The sequence below is a fragment of the Streptomyces sp. NPDC033131 genome (genome assembly GCF_055578365.1).
In genome coordinates, this window is record NZ_JBVIPA010000076.1 from 1 (window position 1) to 24,785 (window position 24,785).

The 24,785-nt window shown below is 70.8% G+C and carries 25 protein-coding genes and 3 tRNA genes; 22 read left to right on the top strand and 6 right to left on the bottom strand.

Going from position 1 to position 24,785, the window contains the following annotated elements; genetic code table 11:
- Positions 1 to 239: 239 nt before the first annotated feature.
- Both ACZ5XS_RS43910 and ACZ5XS_RS43915 read right to left on the bottom strand, forming a co-directional pair.
- Entirely contained in the window at positions 240 to 1,607 is a 1,368-nt protein-coding gene (locus ACZ5XS_RS43910; RefSeq protein ID WP_468661174.1) for a sensor histidine kinase, read from the bottom strand.
- 137 nt (positions 1,608 to 1,744) lie between these two features.
- On the bottom strand, positions 1,745 to 2,974 hold the full coding sequence (locus ACZ5XS_RS43915; protein WP_468661176.1) for a sensor histidine kinase: 1,230 nt from the start codon (positions 2,972 to 2,974) through the stop codon (positions 1,745 to 1,747).
- 244 nt (positions 2,975 to 3,218) lie between these two features.
- Between ACZ5XS_RS43915 and ACZ5XS_RS43920 the strand changes: the two genes are divergently transcribed.
- From ACZ5XS_RS43920 to ACZ5XS_RS43975, 12 genes are all read left to right on the top strand, one after another.
- On the top strand, positions 3,219 to 3,614 hold the full coding sequence (locus ACZ5XS_RS43920; RefSeq protein ID WP_217237735.1) for an NADH-quinone oxidoreductase subunit A: 396 nt from the start codon (positions 3,219 to 3,221) through the stop codon (positions 3,612 to 3,614).
- Entirely contained in the window at positions 3,605 to 4,228 is a 624-nt protein-coding gene (locus ACZ5XS_RS43925; protein ID WP_468661178.1) for an NADH-quinone oxidoreductase subunit B, read from the top strand. Before ACZ5XS_RS43920 ends, ACZ5XS_RS43925 begins: the two co-directional genes overlap by 10 nt.
- Positions 4,225 to 5,823 carry an NADH-quinone oxidoreductase subunit C gene (locus ACZ5XS_RS43930; RefSeq protein WP_468661180.1) on the top strand — a complete coding sequence of 533 codons (1,599 nt, stop codon included), beginning with the start codon at positions 4,225 to 4,227 and terminating at the stop codon, positions 5,821 to 5,823. Before ACZ5XS_RS43925 ends, ACZ5XS_RS43930 begins: the two co-directional genes overlap by 4 nt.
- On the top strand, positions 5,820 to 6,788 hold the full coding sequence (locus tag ACZ5XS_RS43935; RefSeq protein WP_217237732.1) for a complex I subunit 1/NuoH family protein: 969 nt from the start codon (positions 5,820 to 5,822) through the stop codon (positions 6,786 to 6,788). The genes ACZ5XS_RS43930 and ACZ5XS_RS43935 overlap by 4 nt, the downstream gene beginning before the upstream one ends.
- Positions 6,789 to 6,790: 2 nt before the next feature.
- Positions 6,791 to 7,438, top strand: coding sequence for a NuoI/complex I 23 kDa subunit family protein (locus tag ACZ5XS_RS43940; RefSeq protein ID WP_468661182.1), 648 nt, complete (start codon positions 6,791 to 6,793; stop codon positions 7,436 to 7,438).
- Positions 7,435 to 8,070, top strand: a complete 636-nt coding sequence (locus ACZ5XS_RS43945) for an NADH-quinone oxidoreductase subunit J family protein (protein WP_468661184.1) — start codon at positions 7,435 to 7,437, stop codon at positions 8,068 to 8,070. Before ACZ5XS_RS43940 ends, ACZ5XS_RS43945 begins: the two co-directional genes overlap by 4 nt.
- The gene (nuoK, locus tag ACZ5XS_RS43950) at positions 8,070 to 8,495 is read left to right on the top strand and encodes an NADH-quinone oxidoreductase subunit NuoK (RefSeq protein WP_468661186.1); all 426 of its coding nucleotides are present in this window, start codon (positions 8,070 to 8,072) and stop codon (positions 8,493 to 8,495) included. Before ACZ5XS_RS43945 ends, nuoK begins: the two co-directional genes overlap by 1 nt.
- Complete coding sequence (locus ACZ5XS_RS43955) at positions 8,492 to 10,486, top strand: NADH-quinone oxidoreductase subunit 5 family protein (protein WP_468661188.1); 1,995 nt, start codon at positions 8,492 to 8,494, stop codon at positions 10,484 to 10,486. The genes nuoK and ACZ5XS_RS43955 overlap by 4 nt, the downstream gene beginning before the upstream one ends.
- Before the next feature lie 6 nt (positions 10,487 to 10,492).
- On the top strand, positions 10,493 to 12,088 hold the full coding sequence (locus tag ACZ5XS_RS43960) for a complex I subunit 4 family protein (RefSeq protein WP_468661190.1): 1,596 nt from the start codon (positions 10,493 to 10,495) through the stop codon (positions 12,086 to 12,088).
- Positions 12,085 to 13,608, top strand: coding sequence for an NADH-quinone oxidoreductase subunit N (locus ACZ5XS_RS43965; protein ID WP_468661192.1), 1,524 nt, complete (start codon positions 12,085 to 12,087; stop codon positions 13,606 to 13,608). The genes ACZ5XS_RS43960 and ACZ5XS_RS43965 overlap by 4 nt, the downstream gene beginning before the upstream one ends.
- 208 nt (positions 13,609 to 13,816) lie before the next feature.
- Entirely contained in the window at positions 13,817 to 14,680 is an 864-nt protein-coding gene (htpX, locus tag ACZ5XS_RS43970) for a zinc metalloprotease HtpX (RefSeq protein ID WP_217237725.1), read from the top strand.
- The gene (locus ACZ5XS_RS43975) at positions 14,677 to 15,069 is read left to right on the top strand and encodes a YccF domain-containing protein (protein WP_468661194.1); all 393 of its coding nucleotides are present in this window, start codon (positions 14,677 to 14,679) and stop codon (positions 15,067 to 15,069) included. Before htpX ends, ACZ5XS_RS43975 begins: the two co-directional genes overlap by 4 nt.
- Positions 15,070 to 15,330: 261 nt before the next feature.
- Here the strand turns inward: ACZ5XS_RS43975 and ACZ5XS_RS43980 are convergent, their stop codons facing one another.
- Complete coding sequence (locus ACZ5XS_RS43980; RefSeq protein WP_468661196.1) at positions 15,331 to 16,581, bottom strand: APC family permease; 1,251 nt, start codon at positions 16,579 to 16,581, stop codon at positions 15,331 to 15,333.
- Between the two features lie 178 nt (positions 16,582 to 16,759).
- Between ACZ5XS_RS43980 and ACZ5XS_RS43985 the strand changes: the two genes are divergently transcribed.
- Positions 16,760 to 17,026 (top strand): GlsB/YeaQ/YmgE family stress response membrane protein, encoded by a 267-nt coding sequence (locus ACZ5XS_RS43985; protein WP_217237722.1) that lies wholly within the window; start codon positions 16,760 to 16,762, stop codon positions 17,024 to 17,026.
- A 107-nt stretch (positions 17,027 to 17,133) separates the two neighbouring features.
- Here the strand turns inward: ACZ5XS_RS43985 and ACZ5XS_RS43990 are convergent, their stop codons facing one another.
- Positions 17,134 to 17,622 (bottom strand): YajQ family cyclic di-GMP-binding protein, encoded by a 489-nt coding sequence (locus tag ACZ5XS_RS43990; RefSeq protein WP_468661198.1) that lies wholly within the window; start codon positions 17,620 to 17,622, stop codon positions 17,134 to 17,136.
- Between the two features lie 234 nt (positions 17,623 to 17,856).
- Here ACZ5XS_RS43990 and ACZ5XS_RS43995 point away from each other — a divergent pair.
- Together ACZ5XS_RS43995 and ACZ5XS_RS44000 are read left to right on the top strand one after the other, a co-directional pair.
- Positions 17,857 to 17,938, top strand: a tRNA-Tyr gene (locus tag ACZ5XS_RS43995).
- A gap of 245 nt (positions 17,939 to 18,183) precedes the next feature.
- Complete coding sequence (locus ACZ5XS_RS44000; protein WP_468661200.1) at positions 18,184 to 18,396, top strand: hypothetical protein; 213 nt, start codon at positions 18,184 to 18,186, stop codon at positions 18,394 to 18,396.
- Between the two features lie 176 nt (positions 18,397 to 18,572).
- Here the strand turns inward: ACZ5XS_RS44000 and ACZ5XS_RS44005 are convergent, their stop codons facing one another.
- On the bottom strand, positions 18,573 to 19,229 hold the full coding sequence (locus ACZ5XS_RS44005; RefSeq protein WP_468661202.1) for an NAD(P)H-binding protein: 657 nt from the start codon (positions 19,227 to 19,229) through the stop codon (positions 18,573 to 18,575).
- 107 nt (positions 19,230 to 19,336) lie between these two features.
- Entirely contained in the window at positions 19,337 to 20,611 is a 1,275-nt protein-coding gene (locus ACZ5XS_RS44010; RefSeq protein ID WP_468661204.1) for an amidohydrolase family protein, read from the bottom strand.
- 261 nt (positions 20,612 to 20,872) lie between these two features.
- On the opposite strand from ACZ5XS_RS44010, the gene ACZ5XS_RS44015 reads away from it, so the two are divergent.
- From ACZ5XS_RS44015 to ACZ5XS_RS44045, 7 genes are all read left to right on the top strand, one after another.
- Positions 20,873 to 20,945 (top strand) — tRNA-Thr (locus ACZ5XS_RS44015).
- 46 nt (positions 20,946 to 20,991) lie between these two features.
- Positions 20,992 to 21,064, top strand: a tRNA-Met gene (locus ACZ5XS_RS44020).
- Positions 21,065 to 21,160: 96 nt separating this feature from the next.
- Entirely contained in the window at positions 21,161 to 21,325 is a 165-nt protein-coding gene (gene rpmG, locus ACZ5XS_RS44025) for a 50S ribosomal protein L33 (RefSeq protein ID WP_003948671.1), read from the top strand.
- A gap of 87 nt (positions 21,326 to 21,412) precedes the next feature.
- Positions 21,413 to 21,865: an FAS1-like dehydratase domain-containing protein gene (locus tag ACZ5XS_RS44030; RefSeq protein ID WP_468661206.1), complete on the top strand. Its 453-nt coding sequence runs from the start codon at positions 21,413 to 21,415 to the stop codon at positions 21,863 to 21,865.
- Positions 21,866 to 21,869: 4 nt separating this feature from the next.
- A complete protein-coding gene (locus tag ACZ5XS_RS44035) occupies positions 21,870 to 22,298 on the top strand; it encodes a MaoC family dehydratase (protein ID WP_217237717.1) in 429 nt (142 codons plus the stop codon).
- 144 nt (positions 22,299 to 22,442) lie between these two features.
- Positions 22,443 to 23,015, top strand: coding sequence for a TetR/AcrR family transcriptional regulator (locus tag ACZ5XS_RS44040; RefSeq protein ID WP_468661209.1), 573 nt, complete (start codon positions 22,443 to 22,445; stop codon positions 23,013 to 23,015).
- Positions 23,016 to 23,113: 98 nt separating this feature from the next.
- Positions 23,114 to 24,556, top strand: a complete 1,443-nt coding sequence (locus tag ACZ5XS_RS44045; protein ID WP_468661211.1) for a DHA2 family efflux MFS transporter permease subunit — start codon at positions 23,114 to 23,116, stop codon at positions 24,554 to 24,556.
- The last annotated feature ends 229 nt before the right edge of the window (positions 24,557 to 24,785 follow it).

The window sequence follows — 24,785 nt, forward strand, 5'->3', positions numbered from 1 at the left end:
AATCCACACCGAACCCGAAAGGCCCTCACCCGTTCAAGATCCCCCAGCCGAGATCTGACTCACCTGTCCACAACCTCCCGAGACAGAACACCTAGCGCCGCGCCCAGCGCCGCCGTCTAGTGCCGCCGTCTAGTGCCGCCGTCTAGTGCCGCGCCTAGTGCCGCCGTCTAGTGCCGCGCCTAGCGCCGCCGCTCAGCCGAGCCCAAGCTGCGGCTTGGCACCTGCGCCTGTCAGGGAACTCACCGCATCGCCGGCTCCGCCCGCCAGGGCAACTCCGCGGTCACCCGGGTGGGCCCGCCCACCGGCGAGTCGACCACCAGGATCCCGTCCACCGCGTCCAGCCGCTCCGCGAGCCCGGCCAGCCCGGATCCGCCGGAGGTGTCCGCCCCGCCCACGCCGTTGTCCACGACCTGGAGCATCAGCCGGTTCTCCACCCGCCACACATCCACGGCCGCCCACGTCGCCTGAGCGTGCTTGCTGATGTTCTGCAGCAGCTCCGACACCGTGAAGTACGCGATCCCCTCGATCGCCGCCGCCGGCCGCGCCGGCAGTTCCACCTCCACCTGCACCGGCACGGTGCACCGCGACGCCACCGCCGACAGCGCCGCATCCAGCCCCCGGTCCGTCAGGACCGCCGGGTGGATCCCGCGCGCCAGGTCCCGCAGCTCCTGCAGCGCCGTCTTCACCTCGCCGTGCGCGTCGTCCACCATCCGCGCCGCCGCCTGCGGATCCTCCGTGAGCTTCTCCTTCGCCAGCCCCAGATCCATGGCCAACGCCACCAGCCGCGCCTGCGCGCCGTCGTGCAGGTCCCGCTCGATGCGCCGCAGGTCGGCCGCGGCGGTGTCGACGACGACCCCCCGGTCCGACTCCAGCTCCACCACCCGCGCCGACAGCCGCGTCGGCCCGAGCAGCCCGTGCACCAGGACGCGGTCCACCGTCGTCAGCGCCCGCACGATCCACGGCGTGGCCAGGGTGAACAACAGCCCCACCAGTGCCGTGACGGTGATCTCGAAGGGGTTGTCGAGATAGATGTGGTGGCTTTCGTCGCCGTACAGCTGAAGCCCGTCCTGCCCGCCGTACATCGGGAAGAGCCAGAACCACAGCGGGTACGTCATCAGCGACCAGCCGATCGCCCAGAAGTTCACCGCGACGACGAACGAGAACACGGACCACGGCAGGTACAGGAGCGCGTACAGCAGGGTGCGCCAGGACGTGCCGCTCTTGAGGACGGCCCCCATCCAGGCCATCACACCCCGCTTCCGCATCCGCAGCGGCTCCGGGTCGCCCACCTCGAGACCCAGCAGCCCGCGCGCCCGGGCCCGCTCCAGCGCGCCGAAGCCCCGGCAACCGGCCAGCCCCGCCGCCAGCACGGGGATCCCGAGGAACGTCACGAGCAGGCCCGCTCCGACGGAGACCATCGTGACGGCGTACGTGAACAGCACCACGCCGATCGGCAGGCCCAGCAGCACATAGCCGAGCTCGCGCAGGCTGCGCGCCTCGAACGGCGCCCGCAGCGCGGCGGGCAGTCGATGCTGCCGGGTGTTTTCCGCGAACCCGAGCCCGCTGTCGTGGCCGAAGCCCTGTCCGTAGTCCGAGTCGGTGGCCATCGGCGTCGTCCTTCTCCCTCGTTCCGTGACTGTCCGGTCGTACGTCGTGTCGTACCTCCACCCTGCTCGGCCGCAGGTCCGCGGACCATGGAGTCAGTCGGCGTCTGAGACGGGGGGTTTTCCCTACCTCCCGGGCCCTATCTCCTGGGTTCCCGGGCCCCCGAGTGCTCCCTCGCGTCGAGCGAGCGGTCCCGCCACGGCAGCTCCGCGGTGACCACGGTCGGTCCGCCCGGCGGCGAGTCGATGACGAACAGACCGTCGACGGCGCCCAGCCGGTCGGCCAGGCCGCGCATGCCGGTACCGCCGTCGAGGCGTGCGCCGCCATGGCCGTCGTCCCACACCTGGATCAGCAGACGGTCGTCGGCCTGCCACACGTCGACGGACGCGGTCCTGGCCCCACTGTGCTTGCTGATGTTCTGCAGCAGCTCCGAGACGGTGAAGTAGGCGATGCCCTCGATCGCCGCGGCCGGTCTGGCGGGCAGGTCGGCCGTCACCTTCACCGGCACCGTGCAGCGCGAGGCGACCGAGGACAGGGCGGCGTCCAGGCCGCGGTCCGTCAGTACGGCGGGATGGATGCCCCGGGCCAGATCCCGCAGCTCCTGCAACGCGAGCTTGACCTCGCCGTGCGCCTCCGCGACCATCGCCGCCGCCGTATCGGGGTCCTCCAGCAGCTTCTCCTTGGCCAGGCCGAGCCCCATGGCCAGGTTGACCAGCCGGGCCTGCGCCCCGTCATGCAGATCGCGCTCGATCCGCCGCAGATCGGCGGCGGCCGTGTCGACCACGACCCCCCGGTCCGACTCCAGCTCGGCGATCCGCCGCTCCAGTTCGTCGGACGGCGACAGCAGGCCGCGCACCATCGCCCGGTCCACGTTGGTCAGACCCCGCGCGATGAACGGCAGCACCGGCCACAGCACGAACAACGAGGTCAGCGTCAGGGTGAAGGTGAAGACACCCCAGGGCAGCCGGACGAACTCGTACAGCACCGTCCGCCAGCCGACCGGGTCCTTGATCCCCATCCACAACTGTGCGAGGAAACCGCTGTTGCGGCTGCGCAGGGGAAGAGGACTCGGCTCGTCGATCCGCACGCCGAGCAGCGCCCTGGCCCGAGCCCGCTCCAGCTTGCCCAGCTGCCGGGCACCCATCAGGCCGGCCGCGAGCAACGGGAAGCCGATCACCGTGACGGTCAGCCAGAAGCCGGTGAGCAGCACCGTCATGACGTAGGTGAATCCGAGCAGTGCCACCGGAAGGTTCGCCAGGAGGTGCGCGATCTCCTTCCAGGTGTGCCGGTCGAAGGCGAAACGGACAGGCGGCAGGCGGTCGCTGCCCGCCTTCTGGCTGGGTCTCGAGGACGGGAGACGTTCGGTCATACGGGTTAGCGTGCCGCGCTGCGGGCCGCCGCGCCATGAGGCGGGCCGCCCCGATCCCCTGGGGATAACCCCACCCCGACGACCTGTGGTTTCCGCCAAGGCGTGACGGGCTGCTTACGCTCTCTTTAGCAGGGCCTAGACTCCCGTGCGTACAGATCGTCCAGCGCAGTCGTAGTGCGGAGTCCGCAGTTCAGAGTCCGTAGGCAAGAGTCCAGGGTCCAAGGTCAGAGAGCGAGGGGCTGACGTGCCGGAACCGACCGTCGTCATCGCGGCGGAGTATTTCCAGTCGTACTCGGTCGTCGGGCTGCTCGCCGCCGTCGGCGTGCTGTTCGTGGCCGTCGCCTTCGGAGCCGGGCGCCTGCTGCGGCCCGTGGTCCCCACCCCCGAGAAGCTCCTGACGTACGAGTGCGGCGTCGACCCCGTCGGCGAGGGCTGGGCCCACACCCAGGTCCGCTACTACGTCTACGCGTTCCTGTACGTCATCTTCGCCGTCGACTCGATCTTCCTCTTCCCCTGGGCCACGGTCTTCGCCGCTCCCGGCTACGGCGCGACCACCCTCGTGGAGATGTTCATCTTCCTCGGCTTCCTGGCCGTGGGCCTGCTGTACGCGTACAAGAAGGGCGTCCTGACATGGACGTGACCCCGACTCCTTCCCAGCCTGTGCTGCTCCCCGAGCCGCAGCGCCTCGGCGCCCTCGCGCGCCTCGCACCCGAGCCGATGAAGGTGGTCCTGAACTGGGGCCGCCGCTACTCGCTCTGGGTCTTCAACTTCGGCCTCGCCTGCTGCGCGATCGAGTTCATCGCCGCGTCGATGGCCCGCCACGACTTCATCCGCCTCGGCGTGATCCCCTTCGCGCCCGGCCCACGCCAGGCCGACCTGATGGTCGTCTCCGGCACGGTCACGGACAAGATGGCGCCGGCCGTGAAACGCCTCTACGAGCAGATGCCCGAGCCGAAGTACGTCATCTCCTTCGGCGCCTGCTCCAACTGCGGCGGCCCGTACTGGGACTCCTACTCCGTCACCAAGGGCGTCGACCAGATCATCCCGGTCGACGTCTACGTCCCCGGCTGCCCGCCCCGGCCCGAGGCGCTGCTCCAGGGCATCCTCAAACTCCAGGAGAAGATCGCCCGGGAATCCCTCGCGGAGCGGTACGGGACGGCTCGTCCGTCGGCCGCGGCACTCCAGAGCGGGCTGGTCCGGCCGCCGGACCCGGCCACCTCAACCTCGGCCTCGGCCTCGGGGGAGGAACGATGACCGAGGTCGGCTGGCTGCCCGCCCCCGCCGAGGAACTGTTCGGCGCGGAGGCCACCGCGGAGGAGTCGTACGAAGTCCTGACGGTGGACGTGCCGCCGGCCTCCTGGATCCCGGCCCTGGAAGCCGCCCGCGACCGCCTCGGCTGCACCTACTTCGACTGGCTCAGCGCGGTCGACGAACCGGGCACCGGCTTCCGCGTCTCCGCCCACGTCGTCGCCCTCTCCCCGGTACGCCGGCTCCTCGTCCGTACGACCGTCCCGCACGAGGCCCCCGCCCTGCCGACCGCCGTCGACGTCTACGCGGGAGCGGCCTGGCACGAGCGCGAGACCCACGAGATGTTCGGCATCGCCTTCGAAGGCCACCCCTCCCTGGACCACCTCCTGCTCCCCGAGGGTTTCGAAGGCCACCCCCTCCGCAAGGACTTCGTCCTCGCGGCCCGCGTCGCCAAGGCCTGGCCCGGAGCCAAGGAACCCGGCGAGTCAGAACACGGCGGGCCCAAACGCCGCCAGATGCTCCCCCCAGGCGTCCCCGACCCCAACGAATGGGGCCCCCTGAAAGGCCAGCTCCCCCCGGCCCCGAGCCGCCCCACCCGCGGCGCCGGCTGCGCCGCGACAGGCGAACGCCCGACGCGAGCAGCCGCCGACCGGCCCGTACGCCGCGCACGTACGGCGGCGGAGGGTTCGGCGAGCCAGACGGCGGTGACTTCGGAGCAGGGGACGGCGGGCGCGGCGACGGCATCTCCGGCCGAGGGGGCGACGGGGCAGCCCGCGGCGTCTCCGGCGGGTCAGGCGGAGGGGGCGTCGGGGTCTGCGGACGCGGCGGCTGAGCCGAGGCGTTCTCGCACGGCATCCGAGGGTTCGGGGAGTCAGGCGTCTGCGTCTCCGGCGGAGGCCGTGGTGCCCCCGGCGGGCCAGGCGGAGGCATCCGAGTCTGCGGGCACTCCCGCTGAGCCGAGGCGCAGCCGCACGGCGACGAAGGGTTCCGCGAGCCAGACCGAGACGCCCCAGGCCACGGATTCACCAGCCACGGATTCACCAGCCACGGATTCGCCAGCCACGGATTCGCCAGCCACGGATTCGCCAGCCACGGATACGGCGGCACTGGACGCCCCGGCCACGGACGCCCCGGCCCCAGAGGCGCCGGTCGCCCGGCGTCGGGCACGCACCGCCTCGGACGGGTCGGCGAGCCGGCGTGCGGCAACGCCAGGCACGGCAGAGTCGGCCGGCGAAGCCGAAGGTACGCCGTCGAAGGCCCCCAGCGCCCCGCGCAGCCCGGACGCCCCCTGGCACCACGCCCGCCCGGCCTTCGACGAACCGAAGCCGGACCGGGGCGCTGAGTCCGAGCCCACCGCTGAGCCCGAGCCCGCTCAGGCATCCGAAGCCGATCCCGATCCCGGTCCCGGTCCCGGTCCCCAAGCCGAACCCGGGGCCCAGCCGGGGGCCGAGACCGAGCAGGTACCCACCCCCGAGCGCGCCCCGAAGCCCGCCCCGAAGCAGCCCGGCACACAGCCCGACCCCACGCCTGATCACACCGAAGCCCTCGAAGGCCCCGAAGCCCCCGAAGGCCCCGAAGCCCCCGCAGGAGGCCCGCAGTGAACGACGCTCTCGACGTCGCCCTGCGACTCCTGATCGTCTTTGTCGTCTTCCTCACCTTCCCCCTGATCGTGGGCCAGACGGAGCACAAGGTCATGGCCCACATGCAGGGCCGCCTCGGCCCGATGTACGCCGGCGGTTTCCACGGCTGGGCCCAACTCGTCGCCGACGGCGTGAAGTTCGCGCAGAAGGAAGACGTCGTACCCGCGGGCGCGGACCGCCGTATCTTCCAACTCGCCCCCGCCGTGGCTCTCCTCCCGTACCTCCTGGTCCTCCTCGCCATCCCCATCGGCCCCGGCGAGGGCGCCGTCGGCGAGGTCATCGACGCGGGCGTCTTCTTCGTCCTCGCCGTCATGGGCGTGGGCGTCCTCGGCTCGCTCATGGCCGGCTGGGCCTCCGCCAACAAGTTCTCCCTCCTCGGCGGCCTGCGCACCGCCGCCCAGCTCCTCGCCTACGAACTCCCGATGCTGCTCACCGCCGCCTCGGTGGCGATGGCGGCCGGCACGGTCTCGCTCCCCGGCATCCTCGACGCCTTCGAGTGGTGGTGGCTGCCGTGGCAGATCGTCGGCGCGATCGTCTTCTTCGTGGCCGGCCTCGCCGAGCTCCAGCGCCCGCCCTTCGACATGCCGGTCGCCGACTCGGAGATCATCTTCGGCGCCTACACCGAGTACACGGGCCTCCGCTTCGCGCTGTTCCTCCTCGCCGAGTACGCCGGAATCGTCGTCCTGTGCGGTCTGACCACCGTCCTCTTCCTGGGCGGCTGGCACGGCCCTTGGGGCGCCGACGGCCTCGGCTGGGTCTGGACCCTCCTGAAGGCGGCCGTGCTGGCCTTCGTCGTCATCTGGCTCCGCGTCACCTATCCCCGCCTGCGCGAGGACCAGCTCCAGAAGCTCTCCTGGACCCTCCTCGTCCCCCTCTCCCTCGCCCAGATCGCCCTCACCGGCATCGTCAAGGTGGTGATCCAGTAACCATGGCCCCCATTCCTGGCAGTGGCCTCGCCAAGGGCCTGGCCGTCACCCTCCGCACGATGACGAAGAAGACCGTCACCGAGCAGTACCCGGACGTCCAGCCCGACCTCCCGCCCCGCACCCGCGGCGTCATCGGCCTCTTCGAGGAGAACTGCACGGTCTGCATGCTGTGCGCCCGCGAGTGCCCGGACTGGTGCATCTACATCGACTCCCACAAGGAGACGGTCCCGGCGGCGGCCCCCGGCGGCCGCGAACGCAGCCGCAACGTCCTCGACCGCTTCGCCATCGACTTCTCCCTGTGCATGTACTGCGGTATCTGCATCGAGGTCTGTCCTTTCGACGCCCTGTTCTGGTCCCCGGAGTTCGAGTACGCCGAGACCGACATCCGCGACCTCACCCACGAGCGCGACAAGCTCCGCGAGTGGATGTGGACCGTCCCGGCCCCGCCCGCCCTCGACCCCGCCGCGGAGGAACCGAAGGAGATCGCCGCCGCCCGCAAGAGCGCCGAGAAACTGGCCGCCCAGCAGGAAGCCCAGTCCCCGACCGAGCCGCACGCGGACGAGCAGGCCCGCGCGGCCGAGCAGCCCACCCGGCCGATGGGTGAGTCGAAGCAGCAGACGGACCAGCCCCGGCAGGAGGGGGAGGCATGACCCTCGCAGCAGCAGCCGGTTCCCTCACGGCCGCCACCGAGACGCACGGCTTCCTCTCCCCGACCGGCGTCGAGATCGCCTTCCTCCTCGTCGGCCTGGTCACCTTCGGCGCCGCACTGGTCACCGTCACCACCAAGCAGCTGGTGCACGCCGCCCTGTGGCTGGTGGTGACCCTCGGCGGGCTCGCCGTGGAGTACCTCCTGCTCACCGCCGAGTTCATCGCCTGGGTGCAGGTCCTCATCTATGTCGGCTCCGTCGTCGTCCTCCTCCTGTTCGGTCTGATGCTCACCAGGGCCCCCATCGGCCGCTCCCCGGACGCCGACTCCGGCAACCGCTGGGCCGCCCTCACCGTCGCCGTCGCCGCCGCGGCCTCCCTGGTGTGGGTGGTCGTCGACGCCTTCCGCACCACCTGGATCGACCTGGACGGTCCGGCAGCGGGCTCCACCGAGACCACCGGCGCCAGCCTCTTCCAGAACTGGGTCCTTCCCTTCGAGGCCCTTTCCGTCCTCCTCCTCGCCGCCCTGGTCGGTGCGATCGTCCTGTCCCGCAAGACCAAGGCGGAGGCGTCGGGGACAGGCCCGCGTGTCCCCGGCACCCGGGACACCCGGCGCGACACGGAAGGGGCCGGCTGATGCACCTCGCCTATCCCGCTGTTCTCGCCGCCCTCCTCTTCTGCACGGGCCTGTACGGCGTACTCGCCCGCCGCAACGCGATCCTGGTCCTGATGTCGGTCGAGCTGATGCTCAACGCCGTCAACCTCAACCTCGTCGCCTTCGACGTCTGGCTCAGCCGGACCGCCGAGGAGACCCTGCACTCCGGCCAGGCCCTGACCCTGTTCACCATCGCCATCGCCGCCGCCGAGATCGGCATCGGCCTGGCGATCGTCCTCGCCGTCCACCGCAACCGCGGCACCGCGGACATCGACAAGCTCCGCGACACCGCCGAGGGCCACGAGAGCCCCCCGGCCGACGGCTCCGACGGTTCGGACGGCTCCGACAGCGACGCCCTCACGGCCGGCCCGGCCGACCGGGCCGGGAAGGCTGAGGCCACCGCGTGACCACGACCACCCTCGCCGTCCTCGTCCCCCTCCTTCCGTTTCTGGGCGCCGCCGCCGGCCTGCTCCTGGGCCGCACGGCCCCAGGCTTCGTCCGCCCGCTCGCCGTCCTGCCGACGCTCGCCGCCCTCGCGTTCGCGGTGGTGGTCGCCGTGCGCCAGGGCGGCGACCAGGCCGTCGACGCCGCCACCGAGCTCACACCCACCGGCTCGGTCCCGATCGAACTCGCCCTGCACATCGACGGCTTCGCAGCCCTCGTCGCCGTCCTGGTCGGCCTCGTCGCCACCTGCGTGCAGATCTACTCCACGGGCTACCTCCGCGACGACCCGCGCTACCCCTCGTACGCCGCCCTCGTCTCCCTCTTCACCTCCGCGATGCTGCTCGTCGTCTACTCCGGCGACCTGATGGTGCTGCTGGTCGGCTGGGAGATCATGGGCATCTGCTCGTACTTCCTGGTCGGCCACTACTGGGAGACCCCGGAGGCCCGCGCCGCCTCTCTCAAGGCCTTCCTGGTCACCAAGCTCGGCGACGTCCCCTTTCTGATCGGCCTGTTCGCGCTGGCCATCGACGCCGGGTCCTTCCGCATCACCCGTGTCCTCGGCGCCGTCGCGAGCGGCGGACTCGACCACCCGACCCTGATCGCCCTGCTGCTCCTGGCCGGCGTGGCAGGCAAGTCGGCCCAGTTCCCGCTGCACACCTGGCTCCCCGACGCCATGGCGGGCCCGACCCCCGTCTCCGCGCTGATCCACGCCGCGACGATGGTCGCCGCCGGTGTCTACTTCGTCGCCCGTCTCCTCCCGGTCTTCGAGGCCTCCCAGGCCGCGATGGTCGTCCTCGCCGTCATGGCCGCGGTCACGATGGCCGGCTCGGCGCTCGCCGCGCTCGCCCAGGACGACATCAAGCGGGTCCTCGCCTACTCGACCATCGGCCAGCTCGGCTACATGACCGGCGCCCTCGCGGTCGGCGACCGCGGAGCCGCCGTCTTCCACCTCCTTACGCACGGCGCCTTCAAGGCGCTGCTGTTCCTCGCGGCGGGCGTGATCATCCACGCCGCCGGCACCAACTCGCTGGCGGCCATGTCCCGCATGAGCAACCTGCGCGACCGCATCCCCGACGCCTACTGGACGATGACCGTGGCGCTCCTCGCGCTCGCCGCGATCCCGCCCTTCAGCGGCTTCTTCTCCAAGGAGTCCGTCCTCGGCGCCGCCGAACACGTCGCCACCGGCCACACCGAGCACGCCCCCGGCGCCGCGGGCTGGACCGTCCTCGTCGCCGGACTGCTCACGGCCCTGCTCACCGCCGCCTACGCGACCCGCCTGTGGCTGCTGGCCTTCCGCGGCCGGGGCGCCGAGGCCCCCGACCACGGCAGGCAGCCCCTCACCATGACCGTGGTGCTGTGGGTGCTCGCCGTGCCGTCCCTCGCCGTCGGCGCACTCGCCTACCGCGTGCTGCCCGACTGGTTCGACGGCCGTGACCTGACCCCGACCCCGACCACCTCCGTCCTCGGCACGGGCGTGGCCCTGGTCGGCGGCCTCGTCACCTACGCGGCCTGGCGGCACACCACCGCGCTCGCGTCCCGCGTCCCGCTGGGTGCGGTCGCGGCCCACCCCGAGGGCGACGCCGGACAGGTCGAGGCCGAGGCCATCGCCAGCCACAAGCCGGCCTACGGAGACGTGGCCTACGCCCCCGACCCGGCGGACCCGGGACGTCTCCTGCTCGGCCCACTGCACCGCCACGCAGCCGTCGGCTTCCACCTCGACGCCGTGTACGCGACCCTCTTCGTCCGTCCGGTCCAGGCCGGAGCCACCCTCGTCCGGTTCCTCGACCGTGAGGTCGTCGACACCTACGTACGCGGCGCGGGTGCGCTGCCCCGCCTGCTGGGAGCCGCCGTCCGGCGGGCCCAGACCGGCAATCTGCAGACCTATGTGAGCGCGCTGCTCGCCGGCACCGTCGTCCTGGTGGTCGCCGCCGTCCTCGTCGCCACGGGAGCGTGAGCAGGCGTGATCGATATCAACGAGTCCGTGATGCAGGTCCTTCTGGCGTTCATCGTGGTCGGCCCGCTTCTCGGCGCCGCCGCCGCTCTGCTGCCGGCCCCGCCCGCACTGAAGGGGAAGTCACCCGAGCAGGCCGTGCTCCGGCACGGTGTGACCGTGCTCCGGCACGGTGTGACCGTGACCGGCACGGTCCTCATCGCGGCGATCGTCCTCGCGCTCGGCTTCGACCACGACCACCCGTCGAAGATGCAGGCCACGACCGACATCAGCTGGATCCCCGCACTCGACGTGCGGATCCACCTCGGCACCGACGGCATTTCCCTCCCCCTTCTGGTCCTGACCGCGCTGCTGACCTTCCTCTGCGCGCTCTACTCCTACTTCAAGATGCCCGCGGGCCCGACCCCGAAGGCCTTCGTCGCACTCCTGCTCGTCCTGGAGTCCGGCACCCTCGCGACCTTCGCCGTCCTCGACCTGCTCCTCTTCTTCCTCGCCTTCGAGATGGTCCTCATCCCGATGTACTTCCTCATCGCCCGCTGGGGCGGTGAACAACGGACCCGAGCGGCCTGGAAGTTCATCCTCTTCACGCTGCTCGGTTCCGTGGTCATGCTGCTCGGCCTGCTCCTGATCGGAATCAAGGCGGGCACATTCGACATGATGGCACTCGCCACTGACAACGGCCGGTCGCTGACCACATCCGTGCAGGTCATCGCGGTTCTGGCGGTCGGGATCGGGCTCGCGGTCAAGACGCCGATGTGGCCGCTGCACAGCTGGCTGCCCGACGCCCACACGTCCGCCCCGACCGTCGGCTCGGTCCTGTTGGCCGGCGTGCTGCTGAAGATGGGTACGTACGGATTCGTCCGTATTCTGCTGCCGATCACGCCGGACGGCTTCCGCACCTTCGCGCCCTACCTCGCCGCATTCGCCGTCGTCGGCATCATCTACGGATCCCTGGCCTGTCTGGCCCTGGCCAGACAGGGAGCGAAGGGTGACCTCAAGCGGCTCATCGCCTACTCGTCCGTCGGCCACATGGGCTTCGTTCTGCTCGGCATCTCGACCATGACCCCGACCGGCGTGAACGGCGCCCTGTTCGCCAACATCGCCCACGGCCTCATCACCGGCCTCCTCTTCTTCCTGGTCGGCGCGCTGAAGGACCGCACCGGTACGTCCGACCTCGACACCCTCGCCGAGGAGACCGGCGCCGCGCTCTACGGCAAGGCTCCCCGCCTCGGCGGCCTGCTCGCCTTCGCCGCCGTCGCCTCGCTCGGGCTGCCCGGGCTCGCCGGATTCTGGGGCGAGATGCTGGCGCTGTTCGGCGCGTTCGACCCCGGCGAGGGCCTCAGCCGCCCCGCCTTCCTCACCTTCATGGCGATCGCCGCGTTCGGCACGCTGCTGACGGCCGCGTACATGCTGATCGTGGTCCGCCGCGTCTGCATGGGCGCGGTACGGCAGGAAGCCCCCAAGCTCGCCGACGTCAGCGCCTACGAGCTCGCGGCCTGGACCCCGCTCGTCGTCCTCACCGTCGTCGCCGGACTCTGGCCGAAGGCCCTCCTGGGCCTGACCGACCCGGCCGTGCAGCAGCTCCTCGCAGGAGGCACCCGATGAGCGCCCTGGCCCAGCCGCCGGCCGCGAACCTCGTCCAGTCCGTCGACTGGCTCGCCATCGCGCCGCCCACCATCACGGCGGTCGTCGGACTCGTCGTCCTCGTCGCCGACCTGTTCGTCGGCGACAAGAAGAAGGCGCTGCTCGGCTGGGGATCGGTCGCGGGCCTCGCCGCCTCGACGCTCATGCTGCTGCCGCTCCTCGACGGCGACCGCAGCACCTTCTGCCTGACCGGCGCCCCCGACGTGTGCAGCTACACGGCCGACCGCTTCACCCTCGTCCTCCAGCTCCTGGTCCTCGGCGGCGCCCTCCTCGCGGCCCTCCTGTCGGTCACCGCACTCAAGGACGCCGACAAGGGACTCCCCGAAGGGGAGTACTGGTTCCTCCTGCTGTCCTCCGCGGCCGGCGCCGCCCTCCTGCCCGCCTCCCGCGACTTCGCGACCCTGATCGTCGCCCTGGAAGTCGCCTCCCTGCCCGCCTTCGCCCTCGTCGGCCTCAGGCACGGTGACAAGAAGTCCTCCGAAGCGGCCCTGAAGTTCTTCCTGTCCTCGGTCACCGCGACCGCGGTCAGCCTGATGGGCATCAGCTTCGTGTACGCCTCCACCGGCACCCTCTACCTCACCCAGATCGCCGACCGCATCCAGCACGTCGACGGACAGCTCCACACCCTCACCCAGACCGGCGTCGTCCTCACCCTCATCGGCTTCGCCTTCAAGACGGCCGCCGTGCCCTTCCACTTCTGGGTGCCGGACACCTACGTGGGCGCGCCCCTCCCGATCGCCGCCTACCTGTCGGTCGTCGGCAAGGCGGTCGGCTTCTCCGGCCTCATCCTCATCACCGTCGTGGCCCTCCCGTCGTACGCCGACGTCTGGGGCCCGGCACTCGCCGCCCTGGCCGCCCTCACCATGACCGTCGGCAACGTCGGCGCCCTGCGCCAGCAGGCCACGCGCGCGTACAGCGCCGTACGACTGCTCGCCTGGTCGTCCGTCGGCCAGGCCGGCTACCTCCTCGTCCCGATCGCCGCCGCCGCGTACTCCGACGACGCCGAGAAGTCGATCGGCTCCACGGTCGCGTACGCCCTCATGTACGCCGCCGTGAACCTGGGTGCCTTCGCGGTGGCCGCACTGGTCGGCCGTACGAAGGTGCTCAACCGGGTCTCCGACTACCGGGGCCTGTACGCGTCGAACCCGCTCGCCGCGCTCCTCCTGGCCTTCTTCCTGCTCTGCCTCGCCGGACTGCCGCCGGGCATCATCGGGCTCTTCGCGAAGGTCACCGTGTTCTCCGCGGCCGTCGACGCGGGCCTCGGCTGGCTCGCCGTGGTCATGGCCGTCAACGTCGTGATCGCGCTGTTCTACTACCTCCAGTGGACGGCCCTCCTGTTCCGCGCGCCCGAGGGCGAAGTCGCCGAACACCGCGTCCCGGCCCCCCTCACCGCCGCGATCGCCCTCACCGGCGTCCTCGGCATCGCCCTCTCCGGAGCACCCCAGTTGGTCCTGCGCTTCACCGACACCGGCCTCTTCTGAGCGCGTACCGCTGCCCTCACCCGGACGGCCCACGCATGCCCCTGTACGCACAAGGGAACTAGAGACCCCCGCCTGGCGTTGACCAGAACGGGAGGGTCCACTGGACGTGACACCACGGCGCCAGTGGCATCGGAGGCATTGAGCAAAGCTCAGTGACTGAGATCAGCAAGCAAAGGGTTCCCCTGCTGCACGACTTGGAGGGCGTACCGTGCACCGCCGGCACAACGGGCTCAGGACCGCAGTACTCCTCGGGGGACTGTCCGCACTCATCATCGTCATCGGCAGCTTTTTCGGCCGAATGGGGCTCGTCGTAGCGGTCGTGATCGCCCTGGGGACCAACGCTTACGCGTACTGGAACAGCGACAAGCTGGCTCTACGCGCGATGCGCGCCCGCCCGGTCAGCGAGTTCGAGGCCCCCGGCCTCTACCGCATGGTCCGCGACCTCTCCACCCAGGCGCGCCAGCCCATGCCCCGCCTGTACATCTCCCCGACGGAGGCGCCCAACGCCTTCGCGACAGGCCGCAACCCGCGCAACGCCGCCGTGTGCTGCACGGAGGGCATCCTGAGCATCCTGGACGAGCGCGAGCTGCGCGGCGTCATCGGCCACGAACTCAGCCATGTCTACAACCGCGACATCCTGATCTCCTCGGTCGCCGGCGCCCTCGCCTCCGTGATCATGTTCCTGGTCAACTTCGCCTGGCTGATCCCGATCGGCCGCTCCAACGACGACGACGGCCCCGGCCTCCTCGGCATGCTGCTGATCATGATCCTGGGCCCGCTCGCGGCCAGTCTCATCCAACTGGCCATCAGCCGTTCCAGGGAGTACGAGGCCGACGCGTCCGGCGCCCAGCTCACCGGTGATCCCCTCGCCCTCGCCAGTGCCCTGCGCAAGCTCGAACTGGGCACCAAACAGCTCCCCTTGCCCCCTGAGCCCCGCATCGAGACCGCGAGCCACATGATGATCGCGAACCCCTTCCGCCCAGGCCAGGGACTCTCCAAGATGTTCTCGACACACCCGCCGATGGCAGAACGCATCGCCCGGCTCGAGAAGATGGCAGGTCGCCCCCAGTGAAAACCATCCTGAACGTCATATGGCTCGTCCTGAGCGGCTTCTGGCTGTTCCTCGCCTACGTGGCAGCGGGCCTGCTCCTGTGCATCACCATCATCGGCATCCCGTTCGGCCTAGCGGCCTTCCGCATCGGCGTCTACGCCCTCTGGCCCTTCGGCTACACCACGGTCGAGCGCCGCGACGCGGGTGCCCCCTCCTTCCTCGTCAACGTGCTCTGGCTGGTCCTCGCCGGCTGGTGGCTGACCATCGGCCACATCGTCACCGGCATAGCCCTGTGCGTCACGATCATCGGCATTCCGTTCGGCATCGCCAACTTCAAGCTGATCCCGGTCTCGCTGTTCCCGCTGGGCCGCGAAATCGTGCCGACCGACCAGCCGTTCGCGACCCGCTGACGGGCGGGGCCCGGGGGTCCCTCCCCTCGCCGACCGCCACATCACGCTGCCCACCTGACCGCTGATGCTCCACGGTCGGGCGCCCTCGGCCCGGCTTCCACGCGGTGTCCGCGGCAGGTGTGGGTTTTCCACAGGCCGGCGGTTGTCCACAGCCCCGCCCGATCGTCAGGGCGGCATCGCATGATGAACTCACGGCCGAGGGCGCCCGATTGCCGGCACGGGCGGGCGACCGGGAGTGCCGTCACACCCTTCCCACGGCCGCTACTGCCCGCGACCAGCCACCAGCCGCCGTACGCCGTACGCGACCGCCCCCAACGCCAGCACACCCACCCCCACCACTACCGACATCCCCGGCAGCGCGAAGGCCAGCACCACGCACCCGAGCAACCCCACCGCCGGCACCACTCGCGCCATCGGAGCCGAACCCAGCGTCCAAGCCGACGCGTTGGCCACCGCGTAGTACGCCAGCACACCGAAGGAGGAGAACCCGATCGCGCCCCGCACGTCCACCGTGGCGGCCAGGACGGCGACCACCGCGCCCACGGCCAGTTCGGCCCGGTGCGGCACCTGGAAGCGCGGATGCACGGCGGCCAGCGCGCCGGGCAGATGCCGGTCCCGCGCCATGGCCAGCGTGGTGCGTGAGACACCCAGGATCAGAGCGAGCAGCGAACCCAGCGCGGCCACCGCGGCGCCCGCCCGCACCACCGGCACCAGCCCCGGCACCCCGGCCTCCCGCACCGCTTCGGCCAGTGGCGCGGCCGCGCTCCCGAGCCCGCCCGCCCCCAGCACGGAAAGGACCGCCACCGCCACACACGCGTACACCACCAGCGTGATGCCCAGGGCCAGCGGGATCGCGCGGGGGATCGTGCGCGCCGGATCCCGCACCTCCTCGCCGAGGGTCGCGATCCGCGCGTACCCGGCGAACGCGAAGAACAGCAGACCGGCCGCCTGAAGCACGCCGCCCACCCCGCCCGACACCCCGACGTCCAGCCGCCCGGCATCGGACGAGCCGGAGCCCAGACACACGACCACCACGCAAGCGAGGACCGCCAGCACCACTGCCACGATCGCCCGCGTCAGCCAGGCCGACTTCTGGACCCCGCCGTAGTTCACCGCGGTCAGCGCCACCACGGCCGCGACCGCCACGGCGTGCGCCTGCCCCGGCCAGACGTACGTCCCCACGGTGAGTGCCATCGCCGCACAGGAAGCCGTCTTCCCGACCACGAACGACCAGCCCGCGAGATATCCCCAGAACGGCCCGAGCCGCTCGCGCCCGTACACGTACGTGCCGCCGGAGGCCGGATACAGGGCCGCCAACCGAGCAGAGGAGGTGGCATTGCAGTAGGCGACCACGGCGGCGACCGCCAACCCGAGCAACAGACCGGACCCGGCCGCGTGCGCCGCCGGCCCCAGGGCGGCGAAGATGCCGGCGCCGATCATCGAGCCCAGCCCGATGACCACCGCGTCTTTCACCCCCAGCGTGCGCCGTAGCTCGGCTCCGGAACGTGTCATGTGCCGCACCCTACTGATCGCTGCAACCGCCGGGCACAGCGGTGACGTCCTCTCCACCAACACGGCATGAAACCCGCGCGACGAGCGGTACGCCCACGGCCCGCGAGCACAGCCTGCCGCGACGGAAGTCACAGCGCGGGGACAGTGCGGGCACAGAACGGAAGGGCAGGTTCACGGCATGGGCATCATCAGCTGGATCATCCTCGGTCTCCTGGCCGGAGCCATCGCCAAGTTCCTGCTGCCGGGCCGCGACCCGGGCGGCTTCATCGGCACGACCCTCATCGGCATCGCGGGCGCGTTCATCGGCGGCTGGATATCGGCCCGCTGGCTCGACCACCCGGTCGCCAAGGACTTCTACGACGGTGCTACCTGGGCTGCGGCGATCGGCGGCTCGCTCGTCCTCCTGGTCGGCTACCGCCTCCTGTTCGGCAACTCGCGCGACTGAGCGCGACGAACCCACCGGACCGCAGCCAGCAGGCGAGAAGGGTGGGCACCCGCCGGGAAACCGCCGGGTGCCCACCCTTCCTCGTACAGAGCAGTGTGCCCGTCCGCCTACCGGTAGTTCACGAACTGCAGAGCGAAGTCGAAGTCCTTGCCCTTCAGGAGGGCGATGATGGCCTGCAGGTCGTCGCGGCTCTTCGAGCTGACCCGCAGTTCGTCACCCTGCACCTGGGCCTTCACGCCCTTCGGGCCCTCATCGCGGATGATCTTCGCCACCTTCTTCGCGTTCTCCTGGGAGATGCCCTCCTCGATCGACGCGAAGATCTTGTACTCCTTGCCGGAGAGCTGGGGCTCGCCCGCGTCCAGCGCCTTCAGCGAGATCCCGCGCTTGATCAGCTTGGACTGGAAGACGTCGAGGACAGCCTTCACCCGGTCCTCGGAGTTCGCCTCCATCAGGATCTTGTCACCGGACCACGAGATCGAGGCACCCACGCCCTTGAAGTCGTAGCGCTGCGAGATCTCCTTGCCGGCCTGGTTGAGGGCGTTGTCGACCTCCTGCCGCTCGACCTTCGAGACGATGTCGAAACTGGAGTCGGCCATGTCCTGTGGCTCCTTGTATCGAGGGTGCGTGTCGGGTGCGTACGTGCGTATCGGCGTACGTGGGGGCGGGCGCCGAGCCCGGTGTGGTCCCGGGCCGCATCCGGCCAAGCCTAGCCACCCCCCGACCCTCGAGCGCAGATCAATCGGGTGGCGAAGCACCCCTCGGTATCGGGTATTGTTTACGTCGTTGCCACGGAGCACCGCCGAAAAGCGGCTCGAAGGGCAGCAATCCCCGGCGGTGTGCCCGAGCGGCCAAAGGGAGCAGACTGTAAATCTGCCGGCTCAGCCTACCCAGGTTCGAACCCTGGCGCCGCCACACGGGAACCAAGGGCCCGTGACCTGCGAATAAGCAGGTCACGGGCCCTTGGTCATGTCCGTTGCCGCTCAGCAGGACGTCCTCCGGGACCGGCGCCTCACCGGCGACGACGATTGCCGACGCCTGGGCCTGGTGTCCGTCGGCGGAGGCGATCAGACGCGTTCCGCGCCGAGGACGTGTTCGCTGACCGGGAACCCATGGTCGGCAGAGCCAGTGAGGAGCCGGGGGCGGGGGACACTGATCCCATGTCCACCCGCCGCAGACACTGCCCCGAATGCCGTCGCGAGATCGCAGTCGTCGCCGGACGCTTCGCCCGGCACGACCCGCCCGGCGCACGCGAGAGCGGCGAGCTCGTCTCCTGCCCGGGATCTCGGCGGCAGGCGGAACTCGGAGCCGCACAACCCACGTTGGACGGGTACACAGTCTCCGTTTTCCCCGGGCAACTGCCCCTGTTCTAGCCCGGCCGCGAACTGCCATGCCCACTGGGCGCGGGCACCGTCCGGCATGTTCGACCAGTCCCCGTCCGGAGCCGGGCACCGCGAAAGGAAGACGTCACGCTCGTCCGCGAGAAGACCCCGAACATCTGCGGCAGCAGCGCCCCCCGCGCCGCCGCGCCCACCCGAGGTCGTCACCCTCAGTTTCCGGCCACCGATTTCACCGCCACCGACACCGGCGAGGACCCGCTGATCAGCTCCAGGACCAGCCCGGCCGTCGCCCGCGTGTCCACCAACTCCGCCAGTACGGCCGCCACGTCGTCCCGCGGCACCGCGCCCCGGCCGGTGTGCGCCTCCAGCCGTACGAGCCCGGTACCGGCGTCGTTCGTCAGCGAACCCGGGCGCAGGATCGTCCAGTCGAGGGCGTCCAGGCCACTGACGTACGCGTCCGCCTCGCCCTTGGCGCGTTGATAGACGTCGAAGATCTCGTCGCCCTCGTGCGCCGGATCCGCGCCCATCGACGACACGACCACGAAACGCCGTACGCCGGCCCGGACCGCCGCGTCCGCGAACAACACCGCCGCGCCCTTGTCCACCGAGTCCTTGCGGGCCACCCCGCTGCCCGGGCCCGCGCCCGCCGCGAAGACCGCCGCGTCCGCACCCTGCAGATGCGCCGCGACCTCCTCGACCGAGGCGGACTCCAGATCCAGCAGAACCGGTTCGGCCCCGGCCTCCCGCAGGTCGCTGCCCTGTTCGGCACGGCGGATGATCCCCGCGACCTCGTCTCCGCGCGCGGCGAGCAGTCGCTCCAGCCGCAGCGCGATCTGACCATGACCACCAGCAATGACAATGCGCATGCGTCCGACCGTACGCCCGCGCAGCCGCATTCGCCGCACGACTCCGGCCACACGCCAGGAGCCCACTTCCCGCACACCCACGGGCCGCACGCGCCCCGCCCGTCCCCCTACGACAACTCCCCACGCCCCTGCCGAGGAAGCCCCAACTCCGCCGTGACCGCCGTGTTGCAGTACTCCCGCACCGCGCTGGTCCGCGCCACCACGCGCCCCCGGTGCACCACGATCCGGCTGTACGCGAGCGAGAGCGCCCCCGACAGCCGGTCACCCCGTACCGCGAGCAGCTCGGCCGGAAATCCCGCCTCCACGCGTACCTCCGGGAGTCCCAGTACCGCCCGGGCCTGCCCGCTCACCGCGTCGTACGCCTCCTCGGGACGCAGGCCGTAGCGCGAGGCCAGCAGGTAGGCCGCCTCCAGGGGGTCGCCGCGCCCCACGGGGTTCGAGACGTCCCTCATGGCGCCGCTGCCGGCCGCCACCCGGACTCCGGCCGCCCGCAGCAGCCGTACCGGCGCCGTGCCCCGCCGTTCGACGCCCCCGCAGCCGCCCTGCGGCAGGCACACCACCGCCACCCCGGTCGCGGCGAGTTGGTCGGCGGTCCGGGACGCCACCTCGGCGGGCAGACTCTCCAGGCCGCCGCACGGCGCGAGCGTCACCCCGGGGCGCAGTCCGCCGGCCATGGCCGCGAGCCGGGACAGGCGGGCCGGGTCGGCGGCGTCGGTGTGCAGGTCGACGGGGCAGCCGTGTTCGGAGGCGACCTCCAGGACCGCCTGCACATACCCCGTCGGATCAGGGTCGAGATCCGGACAACCGCCCACCACGGACGCGCCCATCTTCACCGCGTCCCGCAGCATCGCGAGCCCGTCGGCCCCGGCCACCCCGGTCAGCACCCTCGGCATCGCCACGGTCGTCAGCTCGGCGAGCCCGCGCAGCGCACGCCGCGCCTGGAGTACGGCGGTCAGCGCACCGAGCCCCTGGACGTCCCCGACGCGCACGTGTGCCCGCAGCGCGGTCGCCCCGTGCCCGAGTTGCAGCAGTGCGGCCTCCGTGGCCCGGCGCTGGACGTCCTGGGCGTCGTACGAGACCGGTCCCTCGCCGTCGGCCGACAGAGCGGTGTCGCCGTGGGCGTGCGGTTCGGCCGGGGCCGGCAGGAGGAGATAGCCACCGAGGTCCACGCGCACGCCACGCGCGCGTGTCCCGCCCGCCGCGAGGCTGCCGACCGTACCGACCGCCTCGATGCGCCCGCCGCCCAGCCGTACGTCCACGGTCCGGCCGTCGGTGAGCCGCGCACCGCACAACAGGAGGGACGTCCCCTCGACCTGCCCGGACGAGGAACCCGACGACGAACCGGACGACGAAGGGGGCGGCTGCGGCTGGCTGTCGGGCATCGCGCTCCAGTGGCTCGGGGGTGCGGGGCTCGGGGGCTGCGGAGGACGGGGGCGGGTGAGGGCGCAAGATCACGCAGAGTGAGTCGAGCCTAGGGTGACGACCTGCTCACAACGGGGAGGAGCGCAATAGTCGTACCGGTGTGGTCCGTCGTACCGGAGAGGCGTCCGGGACCCGTGGGAGAAGCCCGGATCAGGGCCGGACGGGAGCCGCGAAACGGATTTGGGTGAACGGCGGCCTAGCGTGTAATGTCTTCATCGCTCGCCCCAATAGCTCAGTCGGTAGAGCGTCTCCATGGTAAGGAGAAGGTCTACGGTTCGATTCCGTATTGGGGCTCTGGTGTGAGAGGTTCCCGTCGCAAGGCGGGGGCCGATCGCATCACAGCGGTGTAGCTCAGTCGGTAGAGCAAGCGGCTCATAATCGCTGTGTCACCGGTTCAAGTCCGGTCACCGCTACTGACGGTAGCCGATTGCGGGGTCGGTCCTTCGATCGGCTACTCTTCTATGCGTTAATGCGTTCATCGTCCCATCCGTTCGTCAAGGAGCACTCCTGTGGCTGCCACCGACGTCCGCCCGAAGATCACGCTGGCCTGCGTGGAGTGCAAGGAGCGGAACTACATCACCAAGAAGAACCGGCGTAACAACCCGGACCGACTGGAGATGAAGAAGCACTGCCCGCGTTGCAATGCGCACACCGCGCACCGCGAAACGCGATAAATCAGGCTCGTACGTGAGGCCGCCCCCGCAGTATGGGGGGCGGCCTCACGTCGTTTTCGTGCAGCAGACATCAGGAGGTGCCGAGCCATGGCGCTCGACCAGTCCTTCGTGGGGCGGAGCTACCCGCCCACCGACCCGTATGAAGTGGGCCGGGAGAAGATCCGTGAGTTCGCGGAGGCAGTGGGGGACGCCAACCCGGCGTACACGGACCAGGAGGCCGCCAAGGCGCTCGGCCACCCCGATGTGATCGCTCCGCCGACCTTCGTCTTCTCGATCACCTTCAAGGCGGCGAGACAGGTCGTCCAGGACCCGCAGCTCGGCCTCGACTACAGCCGGGTGGTGCACGGCGACCAGAAGTTCGTCTACGTGCGTCCCGTGCGCGCCGGAGACCGGCTCACGGTCACCTCGACCATCGAGGCGATCAAGTCCATGGCGGGCAACGACATCCTGGACATCCGCGGCGAGGTCCACGACGAGGCCGGCGAGCACGTCGTGACCGCCTGGACCAAGCTCGTGGCCCGTGCGGCCGAGGAGGCGTGAGCAGATGACCGCCAACATCACGTACAGCGACGTCGAGGTCGGCACCGAGCTGCCCGCCCAGACCTTCTCCGTGACCCGCGCCACCCTCGTCCAGTACGCGGGCGCCTCCGGCGACTTCAACCCGATCCACTGGAACGAGAAGTTCGCCAAAGAGGTAGGCCTCCCGGACGTCATCGCGCACGGCATGTTCACCATGGCCGAGGCGATCCGTGTGGTCACCGACTGGACCGGCGACCCGGGCTCGGTCGTCGAGTACGGCGTCCGCTTCACCAAGCCGGTCGTCGTCCCGAACGACGACCAGGGCGCCACCATCGAGGTCAGCGGCAAGGTCGCCGCCAAGCTCGACGACAACACGGTCCGTGTCGACCTCACCGCGACCAGCGCTGGCCTGAAGGTGCTGGGGATGTCGCGGGCGGTCGTGCGACTGGCCTGAAGCCAGGAGCCATTGGGCGGAGTCATTGGTAAGGGGCGTTCCCCGTGGCGGGGCGCCCCTTACTCATGGGCACTGGGGGCCGGCCGGAGTGCACCGGCTGCCCGCTCCTTGACGTAGTTAGTGATTGAGTACTAACTTTCTCGTATGGTCAGGATGAGCGCAGAAGAGAGGCGCGAGAGTGTCATCCGCGCGGCGACGGCCGAGTTCGCCCGTGGTGGGTACCACGGCACGTCGACCGAGGCGATCGCCAAGCGGGTCGGTGTCTCGCAGCCTTACCTCTTCCGGCTCTTCCCGGGCAAGAAAGCGATGTTCCTCGCGGCGGCCGAGCGGTGCGTGGAGGACACCATCAGCACCTTCGAAGAGGCCGCCAAGGGGCTCGAGGGCGAAGAGGCCCTGCGTGCCATGGGAAACGCGTACACCAAGGTCATCGCGGAGCAGCCCGAGCGGCTGATGATGCAGATGCAGATGTACGTCGCCGTGGCCGCCGCCGAGGAGGCCGGTGAGCACGAGTTCGGCGAGGCGATGCGGGCCGGCTGGATGCGGCTGTGGGACACCGTCCATCTGCCCCTCGGTGCCGACGTCAACGAGACGACGACCTTCCTGGCGCACGGAATGCTCATCAACTGCCTGGTGGCCATGGGCTTCCCGCCCGAGCACCGGGTCTGGGAAGGGCTCTGTCCGCCGGAGCAGCTCGAGGGTCGGCAGGAGCAGCAGTAGGAGCAGAGCCGAAAAGGCCTTGAGGTGCGATTTCCTGCGACCCTGAAAGTTAGTAATCAATAACTAATCGAAATTGACGATCACTCTCTGGGGGAGCGATGTCACAGCAGGCAGCACGTCGCGGAGGGGCCGTCTGGGCCCTGGTCATCACCAGCGTCGCCGGGTTCATGGCGGCCCTCGACAACCTCGTCGTCACCACCGCCCTGCCCTCCATCCGGGCGGATCTCGGGGGAGCGCTGGACGACCTCGAATGGACCGTGAGCGCCTACACGCTCACCTTCGCCGTCTTCCTGATGTTCGGCGCGGCGCTCGGCGACCGCTTCGGCCGTCGCCGGCTCTTCATCATCGGCACCGCCGTGTTCACCGCAGCGTCTGCCGCAGCGGCGATGGCGCCCGGCATCGACTCCCTCATCGCGGCCCGCGCGGTCCAGGGCGTAGGCGCGGCGATCATGATGCCGCTGACGCTCACTCTCCTGACGGCAGCCGTGCCCGCCGCCAGGCGCGGAATGGCGTACGGCATCTGGGGCGCCGTGAACGGCCTCGCCGTGGCCTCCGGCCCGCTCATCGGTGGCAGCCTCACCGAGCACATCTCCTGGCAGTGGATCTTCTGGCTGAACGTGCCGCTGGGCATCGCCCTCCTGCCGCTCGCCCGCCTCCGCCTCGCCGAGTCCTACGGCACCGGCGCCCGGCTCGACATCGCCGGCACCCTGCTCGCCAGCGGCGGCCTCTTCGGGATCGTCTACGGCCTGGTCCGCAGCCCGGTCGACGGCTGGACCAGCCCCCTCGTTCTGACCGGCCTGTTCGCGGGTACCGCGATGCTCGCCGGCTTCGTGCACCACGGCATCCACAACAAGAACCCCATGCTGCCCATGCGGCTGTTCCGGAACCGCGCCTTCACCGGCATCAACGCGGCGAGCCTGCTGATGTTCCTCGGGATGTTCGGCTCGATCTTCCTGCTCAGTCAGTACATGCAGGGCGTGCTCGGCTACTCGCCCACCGAGGCCGGCCTGCGCATGCTGCCCTGGACCGGCATGCCGATGCTCGTCGCCCCGATCGCAGGCATCCTCTCCGACCGCATCGGCGGCCGCCCCGTCGTCGCCGCCGGCCTCTTCCTCCAGGCCGCCGGTCTCGCCTGGATGGCCTGCGTGGTCACCGCGGACGCCTCCTACACGATCCAGCTGCCCGGCCTGATCATCAGCGGCATCGGCATGGCCCTGTACTTCGCCCCCGCCGCCAACCTGGTGATGTCCAGCGTCAGCGCCCACGAACAGGGCATAGCCTCCGGCGCCAACAACGCCCTGCGCGAGGTCGGGGGCGCGCTCGGCATCGCGGTCATGGCGTCGATCTTCGCGGCGCAGGGTGGCTACGAGAGCGGGCAGGCCTTTGTGGACGGGCTGCGGCCGGCGCTGGTGACGGGGGCGGCGGTCGTGGCTGTCGCCGGGCTCGCGGCGCTGCTCATCCCGGCACGGCGGGGGGCGGCTCGGACAGCGAAGCCGGCTCCGGCCGAGCCGGCGCAGGTCCTGGAGACCACCGGTTCCTGACCGGATGGCGGCGCCGGGTGCGGGCCAACGGGGCACTCCCCGTTTCCCCGGCACCCGGCGCCCGTCCGGACGTCCCGGGGGGGGGGGGGGCGCACCCCCCCCCCCCCCCCCCCCCCCCCCCCCCCCCCCCCCCTCCCCACCCACCCCCCCCCCCCCCCCCCCCTCCTGGGGGGCGGGTGGTCACCCCCCCCCCCCCCCGCCGCCGTGGACGCCTGGGCGCTGCGGGCGT